Origin of the sequence: Streptomyces sp. NPDC090088, from assembly GCF_044747345.1 — a bacterium.
Classification (GTDB): domain Bacteria; phylum Actinomycetota; class Actinomycetes; order Streptomycetales; family Streptomycetaceae; genus Streptomyces.
Map to the genome: position 1 here is coordinate 1,602,544 of NZ_JBIVDZ010000002.1, position 16,735 is coordinate 1,619,278.

14 protein-coding genes are annotated in these 16,735 nt (G+C 70.6%); 9 read left to right on the forward strand and 5 right to left on the reverse strand.

The window, feature by feature from the left end; translation table 11 throughout:
* The first annotated feature begins 89 nt into the window (after positions 1-89).
* The gene (locus ACIPSJ_RS15890; protein WP_359216162.1) at positions 90-1,040 is read left to right on the forward strand and encodes a bifunctional riboflavin kinase/FAD synthetase; all 951 of its coding nucleotides are present in this window, start codon (positions 90-92) and stop codon (positions 1,038-1,040) included.
* Between the two features lie 66 nt (positions 1,041-1,106).
* Here the strand turns inward: ACIPSJ_RS15890 and ACIPSJ_RS15895 are convergent, their stop codons facing one another.
* Together ACIPSJ_RS15895 and ACIPSJ_RS15900 are read right to left on the reverse strand one after the other, a co-directional pair.
* Positions 1,107-4,637, reverse strand: a complete 3,531-nt coding sequence (locus tag ACIPSJ_RS15895) for an SCO5717 family growth-regulating ATPase (protein ID WP_401346180.1) — start codon at positions 4,635-4,637, stop codon at positions 1,107-1,109.
* An 881-nt stretch (positions 4,638-5,518) separates the two neighbouring features.
* Entirely contained in the window at positions 5,519-5,812 is a 294-nt protein-coding gene (locus ACIPSJ_RS15900; RefSeq protein WP_359216168.1) for a DUF397 domain-containing protein, read from the reverse strand.
* A 265-nt stretch (positions 5,813-6,077) separates the two neighbouring features.
* Between ACIPSJ_RS15900 and rpsO the strand changes: the two genes are divergently transcribed.
* The 5 genes from rpsO to ACIPSJ_RS15925 all read left to right on the forward strand — a co-directional run bounded on the left by rpsO (position 6,078) and on the right by ACIPSJ_RS15925 (position 11,535).
* Positions 6,078-6,365, forward strand: coding sequence for a 30S ribosomal protein S15 (gene rpsO, locus ACIPSJ_RS15905; protein WP_033529274.1), 288 nt, complete (start codon positions 6,078-6,080; stop codon positions 6,363-6,365).
* A 309-nt stretch (positions 6,366-6,674) separates the two neighbouring features.
* Positions 6,675-8,897: a polyribonucleotide nucleotidyltransferase gene (locus tag ACIPSJ_RS15910; RefSeq protein WP_355720711.1), complete on the forward strand. Its 2,223-nt coding sequence runs from the start codon at positions 6,675-6,677 to the stop codon at positions 8,895-8,897.
* Positions 8,894-10,273, forward strand: coding sequence for a pitrilysin family protein (locus ACIPSJ_RS15915; RefSeq protein ID WP_359216172.1), 1,380 nt, complete (start codon positions 8,894-8,896; stop codon positions 10,271-10,273). The genes ACIPSJ_RS15910 and ACIPSJ_RS15915 overlap by 4 nt, the downstream gene beginning before the upstream one ends.
* A gap of 41 nt (positions 10,274-10,314) precedes the next feature.
* A complete protein-coding gene (gene dapB / locus ACIPSJ_RS15920) occupies positions 10,315-11,067 on the forward strand; it encodes a 4-hydroxy-tetrahydrodipicolinate reductase (protein ID WP_359216175.1) in 753 nt (250 codons plus the stop codon).
* 15 nt (positions 11,068-11,082) lie between these two features.
* Positions 11,083-11,535 (forward strand): hypothetical protein, encoded by a 453-nt coding sequence (locus ACIPSJ_RS15925; protein WP_355729590.1) that lies wholly within the window; start codon positions 11,083-11,085, stop codon positions 11,533-11,535.
* A gap of 80 nt (positions 11,536-11,615) precedes the next feature.
* On the opposite strand, the gene ACIPSJ_RS15930 is transcribed toward ACIPSJ_RS15925, so the two are convergent.
* Complete coding sequence (locus tag ACIPSJ_RS15930; RefSeq protein WP_401346184.1) at positions 11,616-12,170, reverse strand: hypothetical protein; 555 nt, start codon at positions 12,168-12,170, stop codon at positions 11,616-11,618.
* Positions 12,171-12,260: 90 nt separating this feature from the next.
* Positions 12,261-12,497 carry a hypothetical protein gene (locus tag ACIPSJ_RS15935; protein WP_359216182.1) on the reverse strand — a complete coding sequence of 79 codons (237 nt, stop codon included), beginning with the start codon at positions 12,495-12,497 and terminating at the stop codon, positions 12,261-12,263.
* 201 nt (positions 12,498-12,698) lie between these two features.
* On the opposite strand from ACIPSJ_RS15935, the gene thyX reads away from it, so the two are divergent.
* The 3 genes from thyX (at position 12,699) to ACIPSJ_RS15950 (ending at position 16,395) form a co-directional block, all read left to right on the forward strand.
* Complete coding sequence (gene thyX, locus ACIPSJ_RS15940; protein ID WP_355729594.1) at positions 12,699-13,439, forward strand: FAD-dependent thymidylate synthase; 741 nt, start codon at positions 12,699-12,701, stop codon at positions 13,437-13,439.
* Between the two features lie 211 nt (positions 13,440-13,650).
* A complete protein-coding gene (dapA, locus tag ACIPSJ_RS15945) occupies positions 13,651-14,550 on the forward strand; it encodes a 4-hydroxy-tetrahydrodipicolinate synthase (RefSeq protein ID WP_355729595.1) in 900 nt (299 codons plus the stop codon).
* 159 nt (positions 14,551-14,709) lie between these two features.
* Positions 14,710-16,395 (forward strand): ribonuclease J, encoded by a 1,686-nt coding sequence (locus tag ACIPSJ_RS15950; protein ID WP_359216185.1) that lies wholly within the window; start codon positions 14,710-14,712, stop codon positions 16,393-16,395.
* A gap of 88 nt (positions 16,396-16,483) precedes the next feature.
* Here ACIPSJ_RS15950 and ACIPSJ_RS15955 read toward each other — a convergent pair.
* Positions 16,484-16,735: hypothetical protein (locus ACIPSJ_RS15955; RefSeq protein ID WP_401346187.1), on the reverse strand; the 252-nt coding region annotated here is incomplete at its 5' end.

Consider the following 16,735-nt stretch of genomic DNA (forward strand, 5'->3'; position numbering starts at 1 on the left):
CCGTGCCGGTGTGAGCCGAGTGCGCCAAACATGGCACCCTTAGACCTGCGTAAGAGGGACAACGGACACAGGTTCGAGGAGCGGACACAGTGCAGCGCTGGCGTGGCTTGGAGGACATCCCCGAGGACTGGGGGCGCAGCGTCGTCACCATCGGTTCCTATGACGGGGTGCACCGCGGTCACCAGCTGATCATCCGGCATGCCGTGGACCGCGCCCGTCAGCTGGGCATCCCGGCCGTCGTCGTCACCTTCGACCCGCACCCCAGCGAGGTCGTCCGCCCCGGCAGCCACCCGCCGCTGCTCGCGCCGCACCACACCCGCGCCGAACTGATGGCGGACCTGGGCGTGGACGCGGTGCTGATCCTGCCCTTCACCACCGAGTTCTCGAAGCTGTCGGCCGCCGACTTCGTGGTGAAGGTCCTGGTCGACAAGCTGCACGCCAAGGCGGTCGTCGAGGGCCCCAACTTCCGCTTCGGCCACAAGGCCGCGGGCAACGTGGAGTTCCTGATCGAGCAGGGCAAGGTGTACGACTTCGAGGTCGAGGTCGTCGACCTGTTCGTGCGCGGCGAGGCGGGCGGCGGCGAGCCGTTCTCCTCCACCCTGACCCGGCGCCTGGTCGCCGAGGGCGATCTCGCGGGCGCCCGCGAGATCCTGGGCCGCCCGCACCGGGTGGAGGGCGTGGTCGTGCGCGGCGCCCAGCGCGGCCGTGAGCTGGGCTTCCCCACCGCCAACGTGGAGACCCTCCCGCACACCGCGATCCCCGCCGACGGCGTCTACGCCGGATACCTGCACGCGCAGGGCGAGATCATGCCCGCCGCGATCTCCGTCGGCACCAACCCGCAGTTCGACGGCACCGAGCGCACGGTGGAGGCGTACGCCATCGACCGCGTCGGCCTCGACCTGTACGGCCTGCACGTCGCCGTCGACTTCCTGGCCTACGTCCGCGGCCAGGCCAAGTTCGACTCCCTCGACGCCCTGCTGGAGCAGATGGCCGAGGACGTCAAGCGCTGCCGTGAACTGGTGGCGGCCGAGGACGCCTGACCTCCGGGTCCCTACGCCGAAGGGCGGCCGGTGCGCTGACGCACCGGCCGCCCTTCGGCGTTTCGGCTACTGCTGCGGGGGCTGCGGGGGCTGCGGGGGCTGCGGGGGCGGTCCCTGCGGGGGCTGCGGCTGCTGGGGCGGCTGCGGGGCCGCCGCCTGCTCGGGCGCCGGCGGCATGGGCTGACCGCCGGGCTGGCCGGGGTGACCGGGCTGGCCCGGCTGCGGGAAGCCGTAGCCGCCGGGCGGCGGGGTCGGGGGAGCGACGGGCGGCTGGGCACCGGCCTGCGGGTAGCCGTATCCCGGCTGCGGCTGCGGCTGCGGCTGCGGCTGCGGGGGATACGGCTGTCCCTGCGGGGGCTGCTGCGGCGGATAGGGCGGCTGGGCGGCGGGGGGCTGGGGCTGGCCGTAGAACTCCTGCTGCGGCGGGTAGGGCTGCGGCGGCTGCTGCTGCGGATACGGCTGTCCGGGCGCGTACGGCTGCTGCGGCTGACCCGGCGCGTACTGCTGCGGGCCGGGCTGACCGGGGAAGGGCTGGCCGGGCATCGGCGGGGCGGCCACCGGCGGCGGGTTGCCGTCGCTGGTCCACAGGCCGTGCATCTGCTGATGACGTACGAAGTCCTCGGCGACCATCGCGGCGAGGTTGAAGTACGCCTCGCGCACCTTCGGCCGCATCATGTCGAGGTCCACCTCGGCACCGGCGGACAGGTGCTCGTCGAAGGGGACGACCACGACACCCCGGCAACGCGTCTCGAAGTGCGACACGATGTCCTCGACCTTGATCATCTTGCCGGTCTCGCGCACCCCGGAGATGACCGTGAGGGAGCGCGACACCAGGTCGGCGTAGCCGTGCGCGGACAGCCAGTCCAGGGTCGTACTGGCACTGCTCGCGCCGTCCACCGACGGCGTCGAGATGATGATCAGCTGGTCGGCGAGGTCGAGCACCCCGCGCATGGCGCTGTAGAGCAGACCGGTGCCGGAGTCGGTGAGGATGATCGGGTACTGCCTGCCGAGCACGTCGATCGCGCGCCGGTAGTCCTCGTCGTTGAACGTGGTCGAGACCGCCGGGTCGACGTCGTTGGCGATGATCTCCAGGCCGGACGAGGCCTGCGAGGTGAAGCGCCGGATGTCCATGTAGGAGTTGAGGTACGGGATCGCCTGGACCAGGTCACGGATGGTGGCCCCGGTCTCCCGGCGCACCCGGCGGCCGAGGGTGCCGGCGTCCGGGTTGGCGTCGATGGCGAGGATCTTGTCCTGCCGCTCGGTGGCGAGGGTCGAGCCGAGTGCGGTGGTCGTGGTGGTCTTGCCGACCCCGCCCTTGAGGCTGATCACCGCTATCCGGTAGCAGGACAGCACGGGCGTGCGGATCAGCTCCAGTTTGCGCTGCCGCTCGGCCTCCTCCTTCTTACCGCCGATCTTGAACCGGGACGACGCGGCGGTGGGCCGGCCGCTCTTGGCCTTCTGCTTCTTGTTGTTGAGCAGCCGGTCGGACGACAGCTCCACGGCAGCGGTGTAACCGAGCGGCGCGGCACCGGGGTTGGTCATCTGCCGCTGGTCGTGCTGGATGGGCTGCGGCCAGGCCGCACCGGCACGGGGGTCGACCGGAGGCTGGGGGGCCGGGGGCGTCTGAGGTACCTGAGGCGTCTGAGGTACCTGGGCCTCGTACTCGGGCCGAGGGGCCGGAGCGGGCTGGGCGGCGCGCGGGTCCTGGGGGGCCTGCGGCTGCTGCGTCTGCTGGGGCGGTTGCGGCGCCTGCGGTGCTTGCGCTGCCTGCGGGAAGCCGTAGCCGCCGGGCGGGGCCGGGGGCACGGGGGGCTGCGCGGTCGGCTGCGGGAAGCCGTAGCCGGTCGGCGCGGGTGCCTGGGGTACGGGGGCGCCGGGGTAGCCGTAGCCGCCCGGTGCCTGCGGCGGGACGGGGGCGCCCGGCTGCGGGAAGCCGTAACCGCCCTGCGCGTCGGGAGCGGGGGGCTGCGGGGCCGGCGGCTGCGGCTGCTGCGGCGCGTACGGCTGGCCCGGCTGCGGGGGCGCGGGCTGGTGCCAGGCGGCCGGGGCGGGCCGCGGAGCCTGCGGCTGGAACGGCTGCGGCGGCTCGGGCACGCCCGCGGGCCCCTGCGCGCTGATCGGCTGGGGCTGCGGCGGCCCCGGCTGCGGCTCGGGCGCCACCGTCGGCTGGGCCGGCCACTGGGCGGCGGGCGCGGGGGCCGCGGGCTGGTACGACGGCGGCAACGGCGGCACCACCGCGGGCGGCGCCGGCGGTGCGGCCCAGGGGGTCACCACGATGTCCTCGGGAGCCGGCGGCGCGTCCTGCGGCGCGTCCTGCGGCGCGGGAGCGGCGGGTACGGCGTCCTGGGGCGCGGGGGGCGCGTCCTCGGGCTCCGCGCTGGCCTCGGCGGCTACGGGGGCAACGGCGTCGTCGGTCGCGGCGTCCGGCTCGTCGTCGGAGCCGTCCTCCTCCTGGCCGTCGACGACCGCGTCCTGGTGCTCGTCCTCTTCGGCGGTGTCGGCGGTGTCGGGGTTGTCGTCCTCGTCGGCCGCCGCGGGCTCGTCCGCCGTGTCGGTGGCGTCGAGGGAGACCTCCTCGTCGCCGTCCCCTGCGGCCTGCTCGTCCTCGGAGTCGATGACGTCGCCGGTGACGTCGACCGAGTCGGCCACCTCGGCGGACCCGACCGGCTCGGGGGCCTCCGCCGCCTCCTCCACCTCGGCGTCCGCCGGGGGCACGACGACGTCGGCTTCCTCCTCCTCGGCACGACCCCGCTCGGCGGCCTCGGCCATCTCACGCTTCAGCGCGACGGCGGAGAACCGCATCGTCGCCCCGCTCTCCAGATCACCGTTGTCCGGCTCCGGCTCCGGCTCCAGGTTCGTCTCCGGCTCCAGGTCCGGCGCGGGCTCGGCTGCCTGCTCCTCGGCGGCAGGCCGCTGCGGCTCGAAACCGACCGGCAGCTTGGGCACGGCGGTCGGACCGGCGACGGGCGCGGCGGGCTCAACGACCGGCGCCGGCGGAGCGACCGGTGCCGGTGGTGCCACCGGTGCGGGCGCCGGCGGAGTGAAGGGCGGACTCGGCGCGGCGGCGGCCGGAGGCGTGAACGGCGCTCCGGGCGTCGTCGTAGGCGGCGGGGTGAAGGGTGCGCCCGGCGTTGACGTGGGCGCAGGAGTGAACGGCGCCCCGGGAGTTGACGCGGCCGGCGGGGTGAACGGCGCCCCCGGCGTCGAGGTCGGCGGCGGAGAGAACGGTCCCGGCGCCCCACCCCCCTGCTGGGCATGCGGAGGAGGCGTCAACCCGGGGATCGGCGCACCCGGCGGGAACGGTGAACGAGGATGACCGGCAGGAGTCGTACCGGAACCAGGCGCAGCCGCCCCGGCACCCGCCCCCGAGCCCGCACCCGCCCCCGGTCCACCGCCGACCGCGCCGGTCCCGCCGCCGGAACCCGCCGCGTCCGCCCCCGGCCCACCGGAACCTTCGGCCGCGTTCTGCGTGTACCAGGCGGGCGGGGCGTAGTCGATGGTGAACTCGCCCGTCATCTCGTTGAGGGACTCGGCGTCGGGCTGGTCATCGCCGGGTGTGGCCCAGCCCCCGCGCGTCCCGTCCCGATCGCTGCTCACAGTTCCTCCTGATGTGGTCGAGCACCCTCATGCCGTGCCGGCGCGACGACCGTGTCGTGTCGTTCTCAGCATCCGTATTCGTGTGAGGTAGTCCGATCCACCGGCTCTCCCCCCGGGAGCACCGACGCCGTGTTCACGGTCCTGACGTCGCGCCCCCTCCCAGCCTAATCACCACGAGCCGTACCTCGGCAGGCCCGTCCGTCTCTCTACGGACGCCCACCTGGTCACACGGTGCCCGGAAGTGGTGTGCACAGCCGTCCTCTTGCCGAACAATCCGTGAACAAAGCGGGCAAGAAACGTCAGTTCGGGCGTCGAGTCCGCCGTGGGGGCGGGGGCAGGGTGGGCGCGTGTTCGCGTGAGCACCGACGAACTGGTCCCAAAAAACGGGGCATTGCGCGCGAATGCAACGAGGGGCGGGGGAGTGCGAGGTGAGCACAGGCAAACGCCGGGGCCTTCCCGGAAGTTCTGCCGTACGCGTAGCGCACGGCAGAGAAGGGAGGCAACGTTCGGCGCGACCTTCGGCCCGCCTCCATCCATCCACACCCAGTCCGCGCCGGCCACCGCGCCAGCCGCGGACGAGATACGGCAGACCACTACGAGGAGGGCCTCCCCAAGGAGAGCGCCCCAGCCTGCGCCACGCGCCCGGCACCCGGGCCACCGGCACGATCCTGGCCAGGGGCAAGAAGGCGTGGAGCGCGCGGAGACCCTCCGCCCGCGAGGCCTACGTGACCAACACGGGCCGGAGAACCGGATCGTCGCCATGGCATCGGCAGCGCCGGGAACGGCTGAACCCGCAGTCGGCTCATGGGCCTGACCCGGCCGAGGCGGCACCCGCGCGTGCCCGCCCTGCGTCCCCGTCCGTCAACGCGCCTGTCCGCCGTCTACTGGGCGGCGAGGCCCCCGTTGCGCTCGTTCGGCTCCAGGTCGAACTCGCCGTCCCGTGCGCCCAGCACGAAGGCCGTCCACTCCGCCTCCGTGTACCGCAGCACGGTGTCCGGGTCGAGGGACGACCGCATGGCCACCGCCCCCTCCGGCAGGTAGGCGATCTCGACCCGCTCCTCGTCCTGCTCGGTACCGGGCGCGCAGTGCCACTCGACGCCCGAGATGTCGAGCGCGTAGAGCTCGTCCCGTTCCCGCTCCTTGCGCGCCTTCATCTCCTCAGCCGTCTCGCTCATCCCGCAGCGACCCCTTCCCGACGTACGTATGCTGTGACGGTCACACTACTGGCGGTCGTATCGGCTCGTCGGGCTTGTGGATCCCCGGTCGGAGCCGCCCACCGGCACTGGTACCCTGGACGACGGCCGTTTGTGTACGCACCTCCGGAATCCCCAGCGGACCCCGGAGGCAGCGCCCAGCGGACCTCGCCACCCGAGTAGTGGAAGCTTCCCCGCGATGAAGACCGGGGGCGCTCGGTGGCCACTCACAGCCTGAGGAGTACGCGTGTCGCTCGACGCCGCCACGAAGAAGCAGATCATCTCGGAGTTCGGTACCAAGGAGGGTGACACCGGCTCTCCCGAGGTCCAGGTCGCCATGCTCTCGCGCCGGATCTCGGACCTGACGGAGCACCTCAAGACCCACAAGCACGACCACCACTCCCGCCGTGGTCTGCTGATCCTGGTCGGTCAGCGCCGTCGCCTCCTGCAGTACCTGGCGAAGAAGGACATCCAGCGCTTCCGTACGCTGGTCGACCGCCTGGGCATCCGCCGTGGTGCGGCGGGCGCCAAGTAAGACGCCGTGAAGGGAGCGGTTCCCGGAGAAACCCGGGACCGCTCCCTTTGCCGTACGTGCGGAAACGTGCGGAGTGTCACTCACGCTTTGTAGTGTGGTAGCACAACGCAATACGCACGACACAAGGAGAAGCGCACCCAAGCCGCCGCCGGTCCTCGGTAGTGGCCCCCGGGGGGAAGCGAGCCCCGGGTGCTTCGATCGAAGACCGGCCCGCACAGCACGGCGCGCTTCTCCGCACCCGTCCTCCTGCCATACGGGCAGACCAGGACAAAAGACGTAACGCAGACGAAAGTAACGGAGAAAACGCTAGTGGAGAACGAGACCCACTACGCCGAGGCCGTCATCGACAACGGCGCCTTCGGCACCCGCACCATCCGCTTCGAGACGGGCCGCCTGGCCAAGCAGGCCGCCGGCTCCGCCGTGGCGTACCTGGACGACGACACCATGGTGCTGTCGGCCACCACCGCCTCCAAGAACCCCAAGGACCAGCTCGACTTCTTCCCCCTCACGGTGGACGTCGAGGAGCGGATGTACGCCGCCGGCAAGATCCCGGGTTCCTTCTTCCGCCGTGAGGGCCGGCCGAGCGAGGACGCGATCCTCACCTGCCGTCTGATCGACCGCCCGCTGCGCCCGTCCTTCAAGAAGGGCCTGCGCAACGAGATCCAGGTCGTCGCCACCATCATGGCGCTCAACCCCGACCACCTGTACGACGTCGTCGCGATCAACGCCGCGTCCGCGTCCACCCAGCTGGCCGGCCTGCCCTTCTCCGGCCCGATCGGCGGCGTCCGCGTCGCGCTGATCAACGGCCAGTGGGTCGCCTTCCCGACGCACTCCGAGCTCGAGGACGCCGTCTTCGACATGGTGGTCGCCGGTCGCGCCCTGGAGGACGGCGACGTCGCGATCATGATGGTCGAGGCCGAGGCCACCGACAAGACCATCCAGCTGGTCAAGGGCGGCGCCGAGGCGCCCACCGAGGAGGTCGTCGCCGCCGGTCTGGAGGCCGCGAAGCCCTTCATCAAGGTCCTCTGCAAGGCGCAGGCCGACCTCGCCGCGAAGGCCGCCAAGCCGACCGGCGAGTTCCCGATCTTCCTCGACTACCAGGACGACGTCCTGGAGGCGCTGTCCGCCGCCGTCCGCCCGGAGCTGGCCTCCGCGCTGACCATCGCGGGCAAGCAGGAGCGCGAGGCCGAGCTGGACCGCGTCAAGGGTCTGGCCGCCGAGAAGCTGCTCCCGGAGTTCGAGGGCCGCGAGAAGGAGATCTCCGCCGCGTACCGCTCGCTCACCAAGCAGCTGGTCCGCGAGCGCGTGATCAAGGAGAAGAAGCGCATCGACGGCCGCGGTGTCACGGACATCCGTACGCTCGCCGCCGAGGTCGAGGCCATCCCGCGGGTGCACGGTTCCGCGGTGTTCGAGCGTGGCGAGACCCAGATCCTGGGCGTCACCACCCTCAACATGCTCCGGATGGAGCAGCAGCTGGACACCCTCTCCCCGGTGACCCGCAAGCGCTACATGCACAACTACAACTTCCCGCCGTACTCCACCGGCGAGACCGGCCGCGTCGGCTCCCCGAAGCGCCGCGAGATCGGCCACGGCGCCCTCGCCGAGCGCGCCCTCGTGCCGGTCCTGCCGACGCGCGAGGAGTTCCCCTACGCGATCCGCCAGGTCTCCGAGGCGCTGAGCTCCAACGGCTCGACGTCCATGGGCTCGGTCTGCGCCTCCACCATGTCGCTGCTGAACGCCGGTGTGCCGCTGAAGGCCCCCGTCGCCGGTATCGCCATGGGCCTGATCTCCCAGGACATCGACGGCGAGACGCACTACGTCACCCTCACCGACATCCTCGGTGCGGAGGACGCCTTCGGCGACATGGACTTCAAGGTCGCCGGCACCAAGGAGTTCGTGACCGCCCTCCAGCTCGACACCAAGCTGGACGGCATCCCGGCCTCCGTCCTGGCCGCCGCGCTGAAGCAGGCCCGGGACGCCCGCCTCCACATCCTCGACGTGATGATGGAAGCGATCGACAAGCCGGACGAGATGTCCCCGAACGCCCCGCGGATCATCACCGTCAAGATCCCCGTGGACAAGATCGGCGAGGTCATCGGCCCCAAGGGCAAGATGATCAACCAGATCCAGGAGGACACCGGCGCCGAGATCACCATCGAGGACGACGGCACCATCTACATCGGTGCCGCCGACGGCCCGTCCGCCGAGGCCGCCCGTACGACCATCAACGGCATCGCCAACCCGACGATGCCCGAGGTCGGCGAGCGCTACCTGGGCACGGTCGTGAAGACGACCACCTTCGGTGCGTTCGTCTCCCTGCTGCCCGGCAAGGACGGTCTGCTGCACATCTCGCAGATCCGCAAGCTGGCCGGCGGCAAGCGCGTGGAGAACGTCGAGGACGTCCTCGGTGTGGGCCAGAAGGTCCAGGTCGAGATCGCCGAGATCGACTCCCGCGGCAAGCTCTCCCTCATCCCCGTGATCGAGGGCGAGGAAGGTTCCGACGAGGACGCGAAGGACGACACCGACAAGTGACGTCGAGCAGCTCCACGGCGACGGCCCGCACCTCCTCGGAGGCGCGGGCCGTCGCCCGTACCCAAACCCTGATCAAGGGCGAGAACGGCATCGGCACGGTCCGCAAGACCACCCTCCCCGGGGGCCTGCGCATCGTCACCGAGACCCTGCCCTCGGTCCGCTCCGCGACCTTCGGCATCTGGGCCCACGTCGGCTCCCGCGACGAGACCCCCGCCCTGAACGGCGCCACCCACTACCTGGAGCACCTGCTCTTCAAGGGCACCACGCGCCGCTCCGCCCTGGACATCTCCTCCGCCATCGACGCGGTCGGCGGCGAGATGAACGCGTTCACGGCGAAGGAGTACACGTGCTACTACGCGCGCGTGCTCGACACCGACCTGCCGCTCGCCATCGACGTCGTCTGCGACATGCTGACCGGCTCGCTCATCCTTGAGGACGACGTCAACGTCGAGCGCGGCGCCATCCTCGAAGAGATCGCCATGACCGAGGACGACCCGGGCGACTGCGTGCACGACCTGTTCGCGCACACCATGTTCGGCGACAACGCCCTCGGCCGCCCGGTCCTCGGCACCGTCGACACGGTCAACGCCCTCACCGCCGACCGCATCCGCCGCTTCTACAAGAAGCACTACGACCCCACCCACCTGGTGGTCGCCGCGGCCGGCAACATCGACCACAACAAGGTCGTACGACAGGTCCGCGCGGCCTTCGAGAAGGCGGGCGCCTTCAAGACGGCGGCGGCCGCCCCCATCGCCCCGCGCGACGGCAGCCGTACGATCCGCACCGCCGGCCGCGTCGAACTCCTCGGCCGCAAGACCGAGCAGGCGCACGTCGTCCTCGGCATGCCCGGCCTCGCCCGCACCGACGACCGCCGCTGGGCGCTCGGCGTGCTCAACACCGCCCTCGGCGGCGGCATGTCCTCCCGGCTCTTCCAGGAGGTCCGCGAGAAGCGCGGCCTGGCCTACAGCGTGTACTCGTACACCTCCGGCTTCGCCGACTGCGGCCTGTTCGGCGTCTACGCCGGCTGCCGCCCCTCGCAGGTCCACGACGTGCTCAAGATCTGCCGGGACGAACTCGACCAGGTCGCCGAGAACGGCCTGCCGGACGACGAGATCGGCCGTGCCATCGGCCAGCTCCAGGGCTCCACGGTCCTCGGCCTGGAGGACACCGGCGCGCTGATGAACCGTATCGGCAAGAGCGAACTGTGCTGGGGCGAGCAGATGTCCGTCGACGACATGCTGGCCCGGATAGCGGCGGTGACCCCCGACGACGTCCGCTCGGTCGCCCGCGAGATCCTGGGACAGCGCCCCTCGCTTTCGGTCATCGGCCCGCTCAAGGACAAACAGGCCGCACGCCTGCACGACGCCGTCGCCTGACACCCCACCGGTAAGGCCCCTCCCGTAAGGAACGAACGAAGATGAGCAAGCTGCGCGTGGCGGTCCTCGGCGCCCAGGGCCGGATCGGCTCCGAGGCGGTCAAGGCCGTCGAGGCCGCCGAGGACATGGAGCTGGTCGCCGCCCTCGGCCGGGGCGACAAGCTGGAGGCGCTGGCCGAGTCCGGCGCCCAGGTCGCCGTCGAACTCACCACCCCCGCCTCGGTCATGGGCAACCTCGACTTCTGCGTGCGCCACGGCATCCACGCGGTCGTCGGCACGACGGGCTGGACCGACGAACGCCTCGCGCAGCTGACGGGCTGGCTCGCCCAGTCCCCGGAGACCGGCGTGCTCATCGCCCCGAACTTCTCCATCGGCGCCGTGCTGACCATGAAGTTCGCGCAGATCGCCGCGCCCTACTTCGAGTCGGTGGAGGTCGTCGAGCTCCACCACCCCAACAAGGTGGACGCGCCGAGCGGCACGGCCACCCGCACCGCTCAGCTCATCGCCGAGGCCCGCCGCGCGGCCGGCACCGCCCCGGCCCCGGACGCCACGGTGACCGCACTGGACGGCGCCCGGGGAGCCAGCGTCGACGGCATCCCGGTCCACGCCGTCCGCCTCCGCGGCCTCCTCGCCCACCAGGAGGTCCTCCTCGGCGGCGAGGGCGAGACCCTCACCGTCCGCCACGACTCCCTCCACCACAGCAGCTTCATGCCGGGCATCCTGCTCGGCGCCCGCCGCGTGGTCACCACTCCGGGCCTGACCTTCGGCCTGGAGAACTTCCTCGACCTGGGCTGATACGAGACCTCTGACATGCGCGCGAAGATCTCCTACGCCATCACGGCCGCCGTCCTGCTCTTCTACTTCGTCCTGGTCGGCAGCCGTGGCGTGATGCTCATCCAGACCGGCACGCTCCTCACCGTCACCTTCGGCGTCGCGGTGCTGATCCTGCCGGTCATCGGCCTGTGGTTCCTGTGGAAGAACACCCAGTTCGTCCGCAAGGCCAACGCCCTCGCCACCGAACTCGACGCCGAGGGCGGCCTGCCCGTGGACGAGCTCAAGCGCACCCCAGGCGGCCGCATCGACCGGGACTCCGCCGACGAGGTCTTCGCCAAGCGCAAGGCCGAGACCGAGGCCGCCCCCGACGACTGGCGCAGCTGGTTCCGCCTCGCCGTCGCCTACCACGACGCCCGCGACACCCCGCGCGCCCGCAAGGCGATGCAGCGCGCCATCGCCCTCCACGACGGCAGGTCGGTGGAGGCCTGAGCGCCGCTCGCACGACGAACCCGCATGACAAAGGGGCCGGCCCGCACACCGCGGACCGGCCCCGACACATGGTGTGGCCGTCAGCCGCGCCCGTACTCCGAGGCCCAGGCCTCCACCGCGTCCGCCGCGAGGTCGAAGGCCGACGAGCGGCCCACGAAGTCCATCCCGTGCGTGGTCAGCAGCGGAACGATGTCCTCCGCCGACCGGTCCTTGCGTACGAGGGTCAGCGCCTGCCCCTGCACCGTGCGCGGCAGCCCCAGCCAGCGCACCGGCTGTTGTGCCGTACGCACCGAGACGATCCGCTGCCAGGGCACGGTCCGCGTGTGCAGCAGACCCACCTGGCGCACTCCGTGCGCGCTCACCCACACGCCCACGCGCAGTATCCGCAGCGCGGCGGCGATGATCAGCAGCGCGATGCCGAGAACCGCCCCGGCGGAGGACAGCGAACCGGTCAGGGCCAGCGCGACCGCCGCGAACAGCACGAACGAGGCGAGCAGCAGCCACAGGGCGGCCCCGCCCACACGCCACGGCCCGGGCCGGTAGGGGCGCCGCCAGCGCTCCCGGTCGTCGTAGGGCAGCGCGGTGTCGGGTACCGCGTCAAAGGTGCGGTCGGCCGTCAGGAAGGGCAGGGGCACGGCTGGTCCTCACTCAATCCATGCGTGGGCTGTGCCCGGTGAGGCTATCCGGCCATGTCCCCGCTCACCACTCACGGGGGGCTGGAAGAGTCAGTGCCCCTGGGAGGCCTGTGACTGCTGGGTCTGCGTGTCGGAGGGCGTGGACAGCGCCGGCATGGCGAGGACCAGGGAGCCCACGAGCCCGGCCACGAGAGTGAGCCCGAGCAGCCACCGCCCGGCTATCTGTCCGGCGGACGACCGCTGACGGGGTGGGGGAGCGACATTGCTGCGGAACCTGTCGGCTTCGGCGAGGAAGGCGAACGGGACGGGTTCACGCCGACGGAGCATGGTGGTGCTTCTCCTCTCGGAGATCGAAAGAATGTCTGTCATCTACACAGACGGGCGAGTGCCCCCAAAGGTGCCCGGTTTCGCTGAATTCACAGAAATTCGCCGCCGTATGTCGTGCCCCGGCACCGAACGCCCCGATGTCAGTGCCGGGCCGTAGAGTGGGCGCCGCCCGAGAGAAGTGATGGAAGGACCCTCCGAGCCGTGACCGACACCCCCGCCGACGACCTCAAGCCCAGCTTCCGCAGCGATGTCACCGTCGAACTGGTCAAGCACAGCGCGGCCGACTCCGACGTGCTGTGGGCCGCCCGCGTCTCCACCGCCGGCGAGCAGTCCCTGGACGAGCTGAAGAAGGACCCGGAGCGCTCCAAGGGCCTGATCAACTACCTGATGCGCGACCGGCACGGCAGCCCCTTCGAGCACAACTCGATGACCTTCTTCATCAGCGCCCCGATCTTCGTCTTCCGCGAGTTCATGCGCCACAGGGTGGGGTGGTCCTACAACGAGGAGTCGGGCCGGTATCGGGAGCTCGAGCCCGTCTTCTACACCCCGGGTGAGTCCCGCAAGCTCGTCCAGGAGGGTCGCCCCGGCAAGTACGTCTTCGTCGAGGGCACCCGGACCCAGCAGGAACTCGTCGGCCGGGTCATGGAGGACTCCTACCGGCAGGCGTACGAGGCCTACCAGGAGATGCTCGCCGCCGGGGTCGCCCGCGAGGTCGCCCGTGCGGTGCTCCCCGTCGGGCTGTTCTCCTCCATGTACGCCACCTGCAACGCCCGCTCGCTGATGCACTTCCTCGGGCTGCGCACCCAGCACGAGCTGGCCAAGGTGCCGTCCTTCCCGCAGCGGGAGATCGAGATGGTCGGGGAGAAGATGGAGGCGGAGTGGGCCAGGCTCATGCCGCTCACCCACGCCGCCTTCAACGCCAACGGCCGTGTCGCGCCGTAACCCGGCCTTCTGCTCGTGCTCGGCACAGATGTACGGATCAGCCTCCTGAAGTGTCCGTATTGCGGCATTTGGTGAAGTTCATCTAGCCTGATCAAACGGACCCGGCACTGCTTGAACCCCCGAGCAGGCAGTGCCGGGCTCCGCATTTGTCCGGACTTTCCCCGCACCCCAAGGGCAGACCGCGCCGTGAGCACCGAGTAGCGTGTAACCCATGGCTCCGACCTCCACTCCGCAGACCCCCTTCGGGCGGGTCCTCACCGCCATGGTCACGCCCTTCACGGCGGACGGCGCACTCGACCTCGACGGCGCGCAGCGGCTCGCAACCCACCTGGTGGACGCAGGCAACGACGGCCTGATCATCAACGGCACCACCGGTGAGTCGCCCACCACCAGCGACGCGGAGAAATCGGAGCTGGTACGAGCGGTACTGGAGGCGGTCGGCGACCGCGCCCACGTCGTCGCCGGCGTCGGCACCAACGACACCCACCACAGCATCGAGCTGGCCCGCCAGGCCGAGCGCGACGGCGCCCACGGCCTGCTCGTCGTCACGCCGTACTACAACAAGCCCCCGCAGGAGGGCCTGTACCGGCACTTCACGGCCGTCGCCGACGCCGCCGGGCTGCCCGTCATGCTCTACGACATCCCAGGCCGCAGCGGCGTCCCGATCAGCACCGAGACACTCGTCCGCCTCGCCGAGCACCCGAGGATCGTCGCCAACAAGGACGCCAAGGGCGACCTGGGCCGCGCGAGCTGGGCCATCGCGCAGTCCGGCCTGGCCTGGTACTCCGGCGACGACATGCTCAACCTGCCGCTGCTCTCCGTGGGCGCCGTCGGCTTCGTCTCGGTCGTGGGCCACCTGGTCACCCCCGACCTGCGGGCGCTCGTCGACGCCTACACCTCGGGTGACGTCGTCAAGGCCGCCGAGATCCACCAGAAGCTGCTCCCGGTGTACACCGGCATGTTCCGCACCCAGGGCGTCATGACCACCAAGGCCGCGCTCGCCCTCCAGGGACTGCCCGCCGGACCCCTGCGCGCCCCCATGGTCGAATGTTCGGCCGAGGAGATCGCCCAGCTCAAGATCGATCTTGCTGCTGGCGGGGTACAGATCTGACAACAGACTTCGCGCGGCTGTCCGCGCAGCAAGGCTTCACAACTGAATAAGCGGGACCACCGGTGTGCCCGCACCCACACAACGACAACTGCTTATGCACGAACGTCACGCACGCCACGTGCCCGACCGGTACGTGGCGTGCGTGGTGAGGAGAGTCTTTTGAGTCATCCGCATCCTGAACTCGCCCCGCCGCCGAAGCTCCCCGAAGGCGCCCTGCGGGTCACCCCGCTCGGCGGCCTCGGCGAGATCGGCCGAAACATGACCGTCTTCGAGTACGGCGGCCGCCTGCTGATCGTCGACTGCGGAGTGCTCTTCCCCGAGGAGGAGCAGCCCGGAATCGACCTGATCCTGCCGGACTTCTCGTCCATCCGGGACCGCCTCGACGACGTCGAGGGCATCGTCCTCACGCACGGCCACGAGGACCACATCGGCGGCGTCCCCTTCCTTCTCCGCGAGAAGCCGGACATCCCGCTGATCGGCTCCAAGCTGACCCTCGCCCTGATCGAGGCCAAGCTCCAGGAGCACCGGATCCGCCCCTACACCCTGGAAGTGGCGGAGGGCCAGCGTGAGCGCGTCGGTCCCTTCGACTGCGAGTTCATCGCCGTCAACCACTCCATCCCGGACGCCCTCGCCGTGGCCATCCGGACCCCCGCCGGCATGGTCGTCCACACCGGCGACTTCAAGATGGACCAGCTCCCGCTGGACAACCGGCTGACAGATCTACACGCGTTCGCACGGCTGAGCGAGGAGGGCATCGACCTCCTTCTGGCCGACTCGACCAACGCCGAGGTGCCGGGCTTCGTCCCGCCCGAGCGCGACATCACCAACGTCCTGCGCCAGGTCTTCGCCGGAGCCCGCAAGCGGATCATCGTGGCGAGCTTCGCCAGCCACGTCCACCGCATCCAGCAGATTCTGGACACGGCTCACGAGTACGGCCGCCGGGTCGCCTTCGTCGGCCGCTCCATGGTCCGCAACATGGGCATCGCCAGGGACCTCGGCTATCTCAAGGTCCCGCCGGGCCTGGTGGTCGACGTCAAGACGCTCGACGACCTGCCCGACCACGAGGTGGTCCTGGTCTGCACGGGCTCCCAGGGCGAGCCGATGGCGGCCCTGTCCCGGATGGCCAACCGCGACCACCAGATCCGCATCGTCGAGGGCGACACGGTCATCCTGGCCTCGTCCCTCATCCCCGGGAACGAGAACGCGGTCTACCGCGTCATCAACGGCCTGACCCGCTGGGGCGCCAACGTCGTCCACAAGGGCAACGCCAAGGTGCACGTCTCCGGCCACGCCTCCGCCGGCGAGCTGCTGTACTTCTACAACATCTGCCGGCCGAGGAACCTGATGCCGGTCCACGGCGAATGGCGGCACCTGCGCGCCAACGCCGAACTCGGCGCCCTCACCGGCGTCCCGCACGACCGCATCGTCATCGCCGAGGACGGTGTCGTCGTCGACCTCGTCGCCGGCAAGGCGAAGATCTCCGGCAAGGTCCAGGCGGGCTACGTGTACGTCGACGGCCTCTCCGTCGGCGACGTCGGCGAACCGGCCCTCAAGGACCGCAAGATCCTCGGCGACGAGGGCATCATCTCGGTCTTCGTCGTCGTCGACTCGTCCACCGGCAAGATCACGGGCGGTCCCCATGTCCAGGCCCGAGGCTCCGGCATCGACGACTCGGCGTTCGCCGACGTCCTCCCGAAGATCTCGGAAGTCCTGGAGCGCTCGGCCCAGGACGGCGTCGTGGAACCCCACCAGCTGCAGCAACTCATCCGCAGGACCCTCGGCAAGTGGGTCTCGGACACGTATCGGCGCAGGCCGATGATCCTCCCGGTGGTCGTGGAGGTCTGACCCAACCCGGAGCGGGGTCCCTCGATTTGCATCGAGGGACCCCGCTCCAGTACGTTTACGGCTCCGCCCGACGGGGAACCCCAGTGCTTCATGGACTGGACCCGGTCACCCGGACCGGGTGGAAATTCCGACTCAGAACTTCTGATAAAGTCGGAACCGCCGGAAAGGGAAACGCGAGAGCGGAAACCTGGAAAGCACCGAGGAAATCGGATCGGAAAACGGTCTGATAGAGTCGGAAACGCAAGATCGAAGGGAAGCCCGGAGGAAAGCCCGAGAGGGTGAGTACAAAGGAAGCGACCGTTCCTTGAGAACTCAACAGCGTGCCAAAAGTCAACGCCAG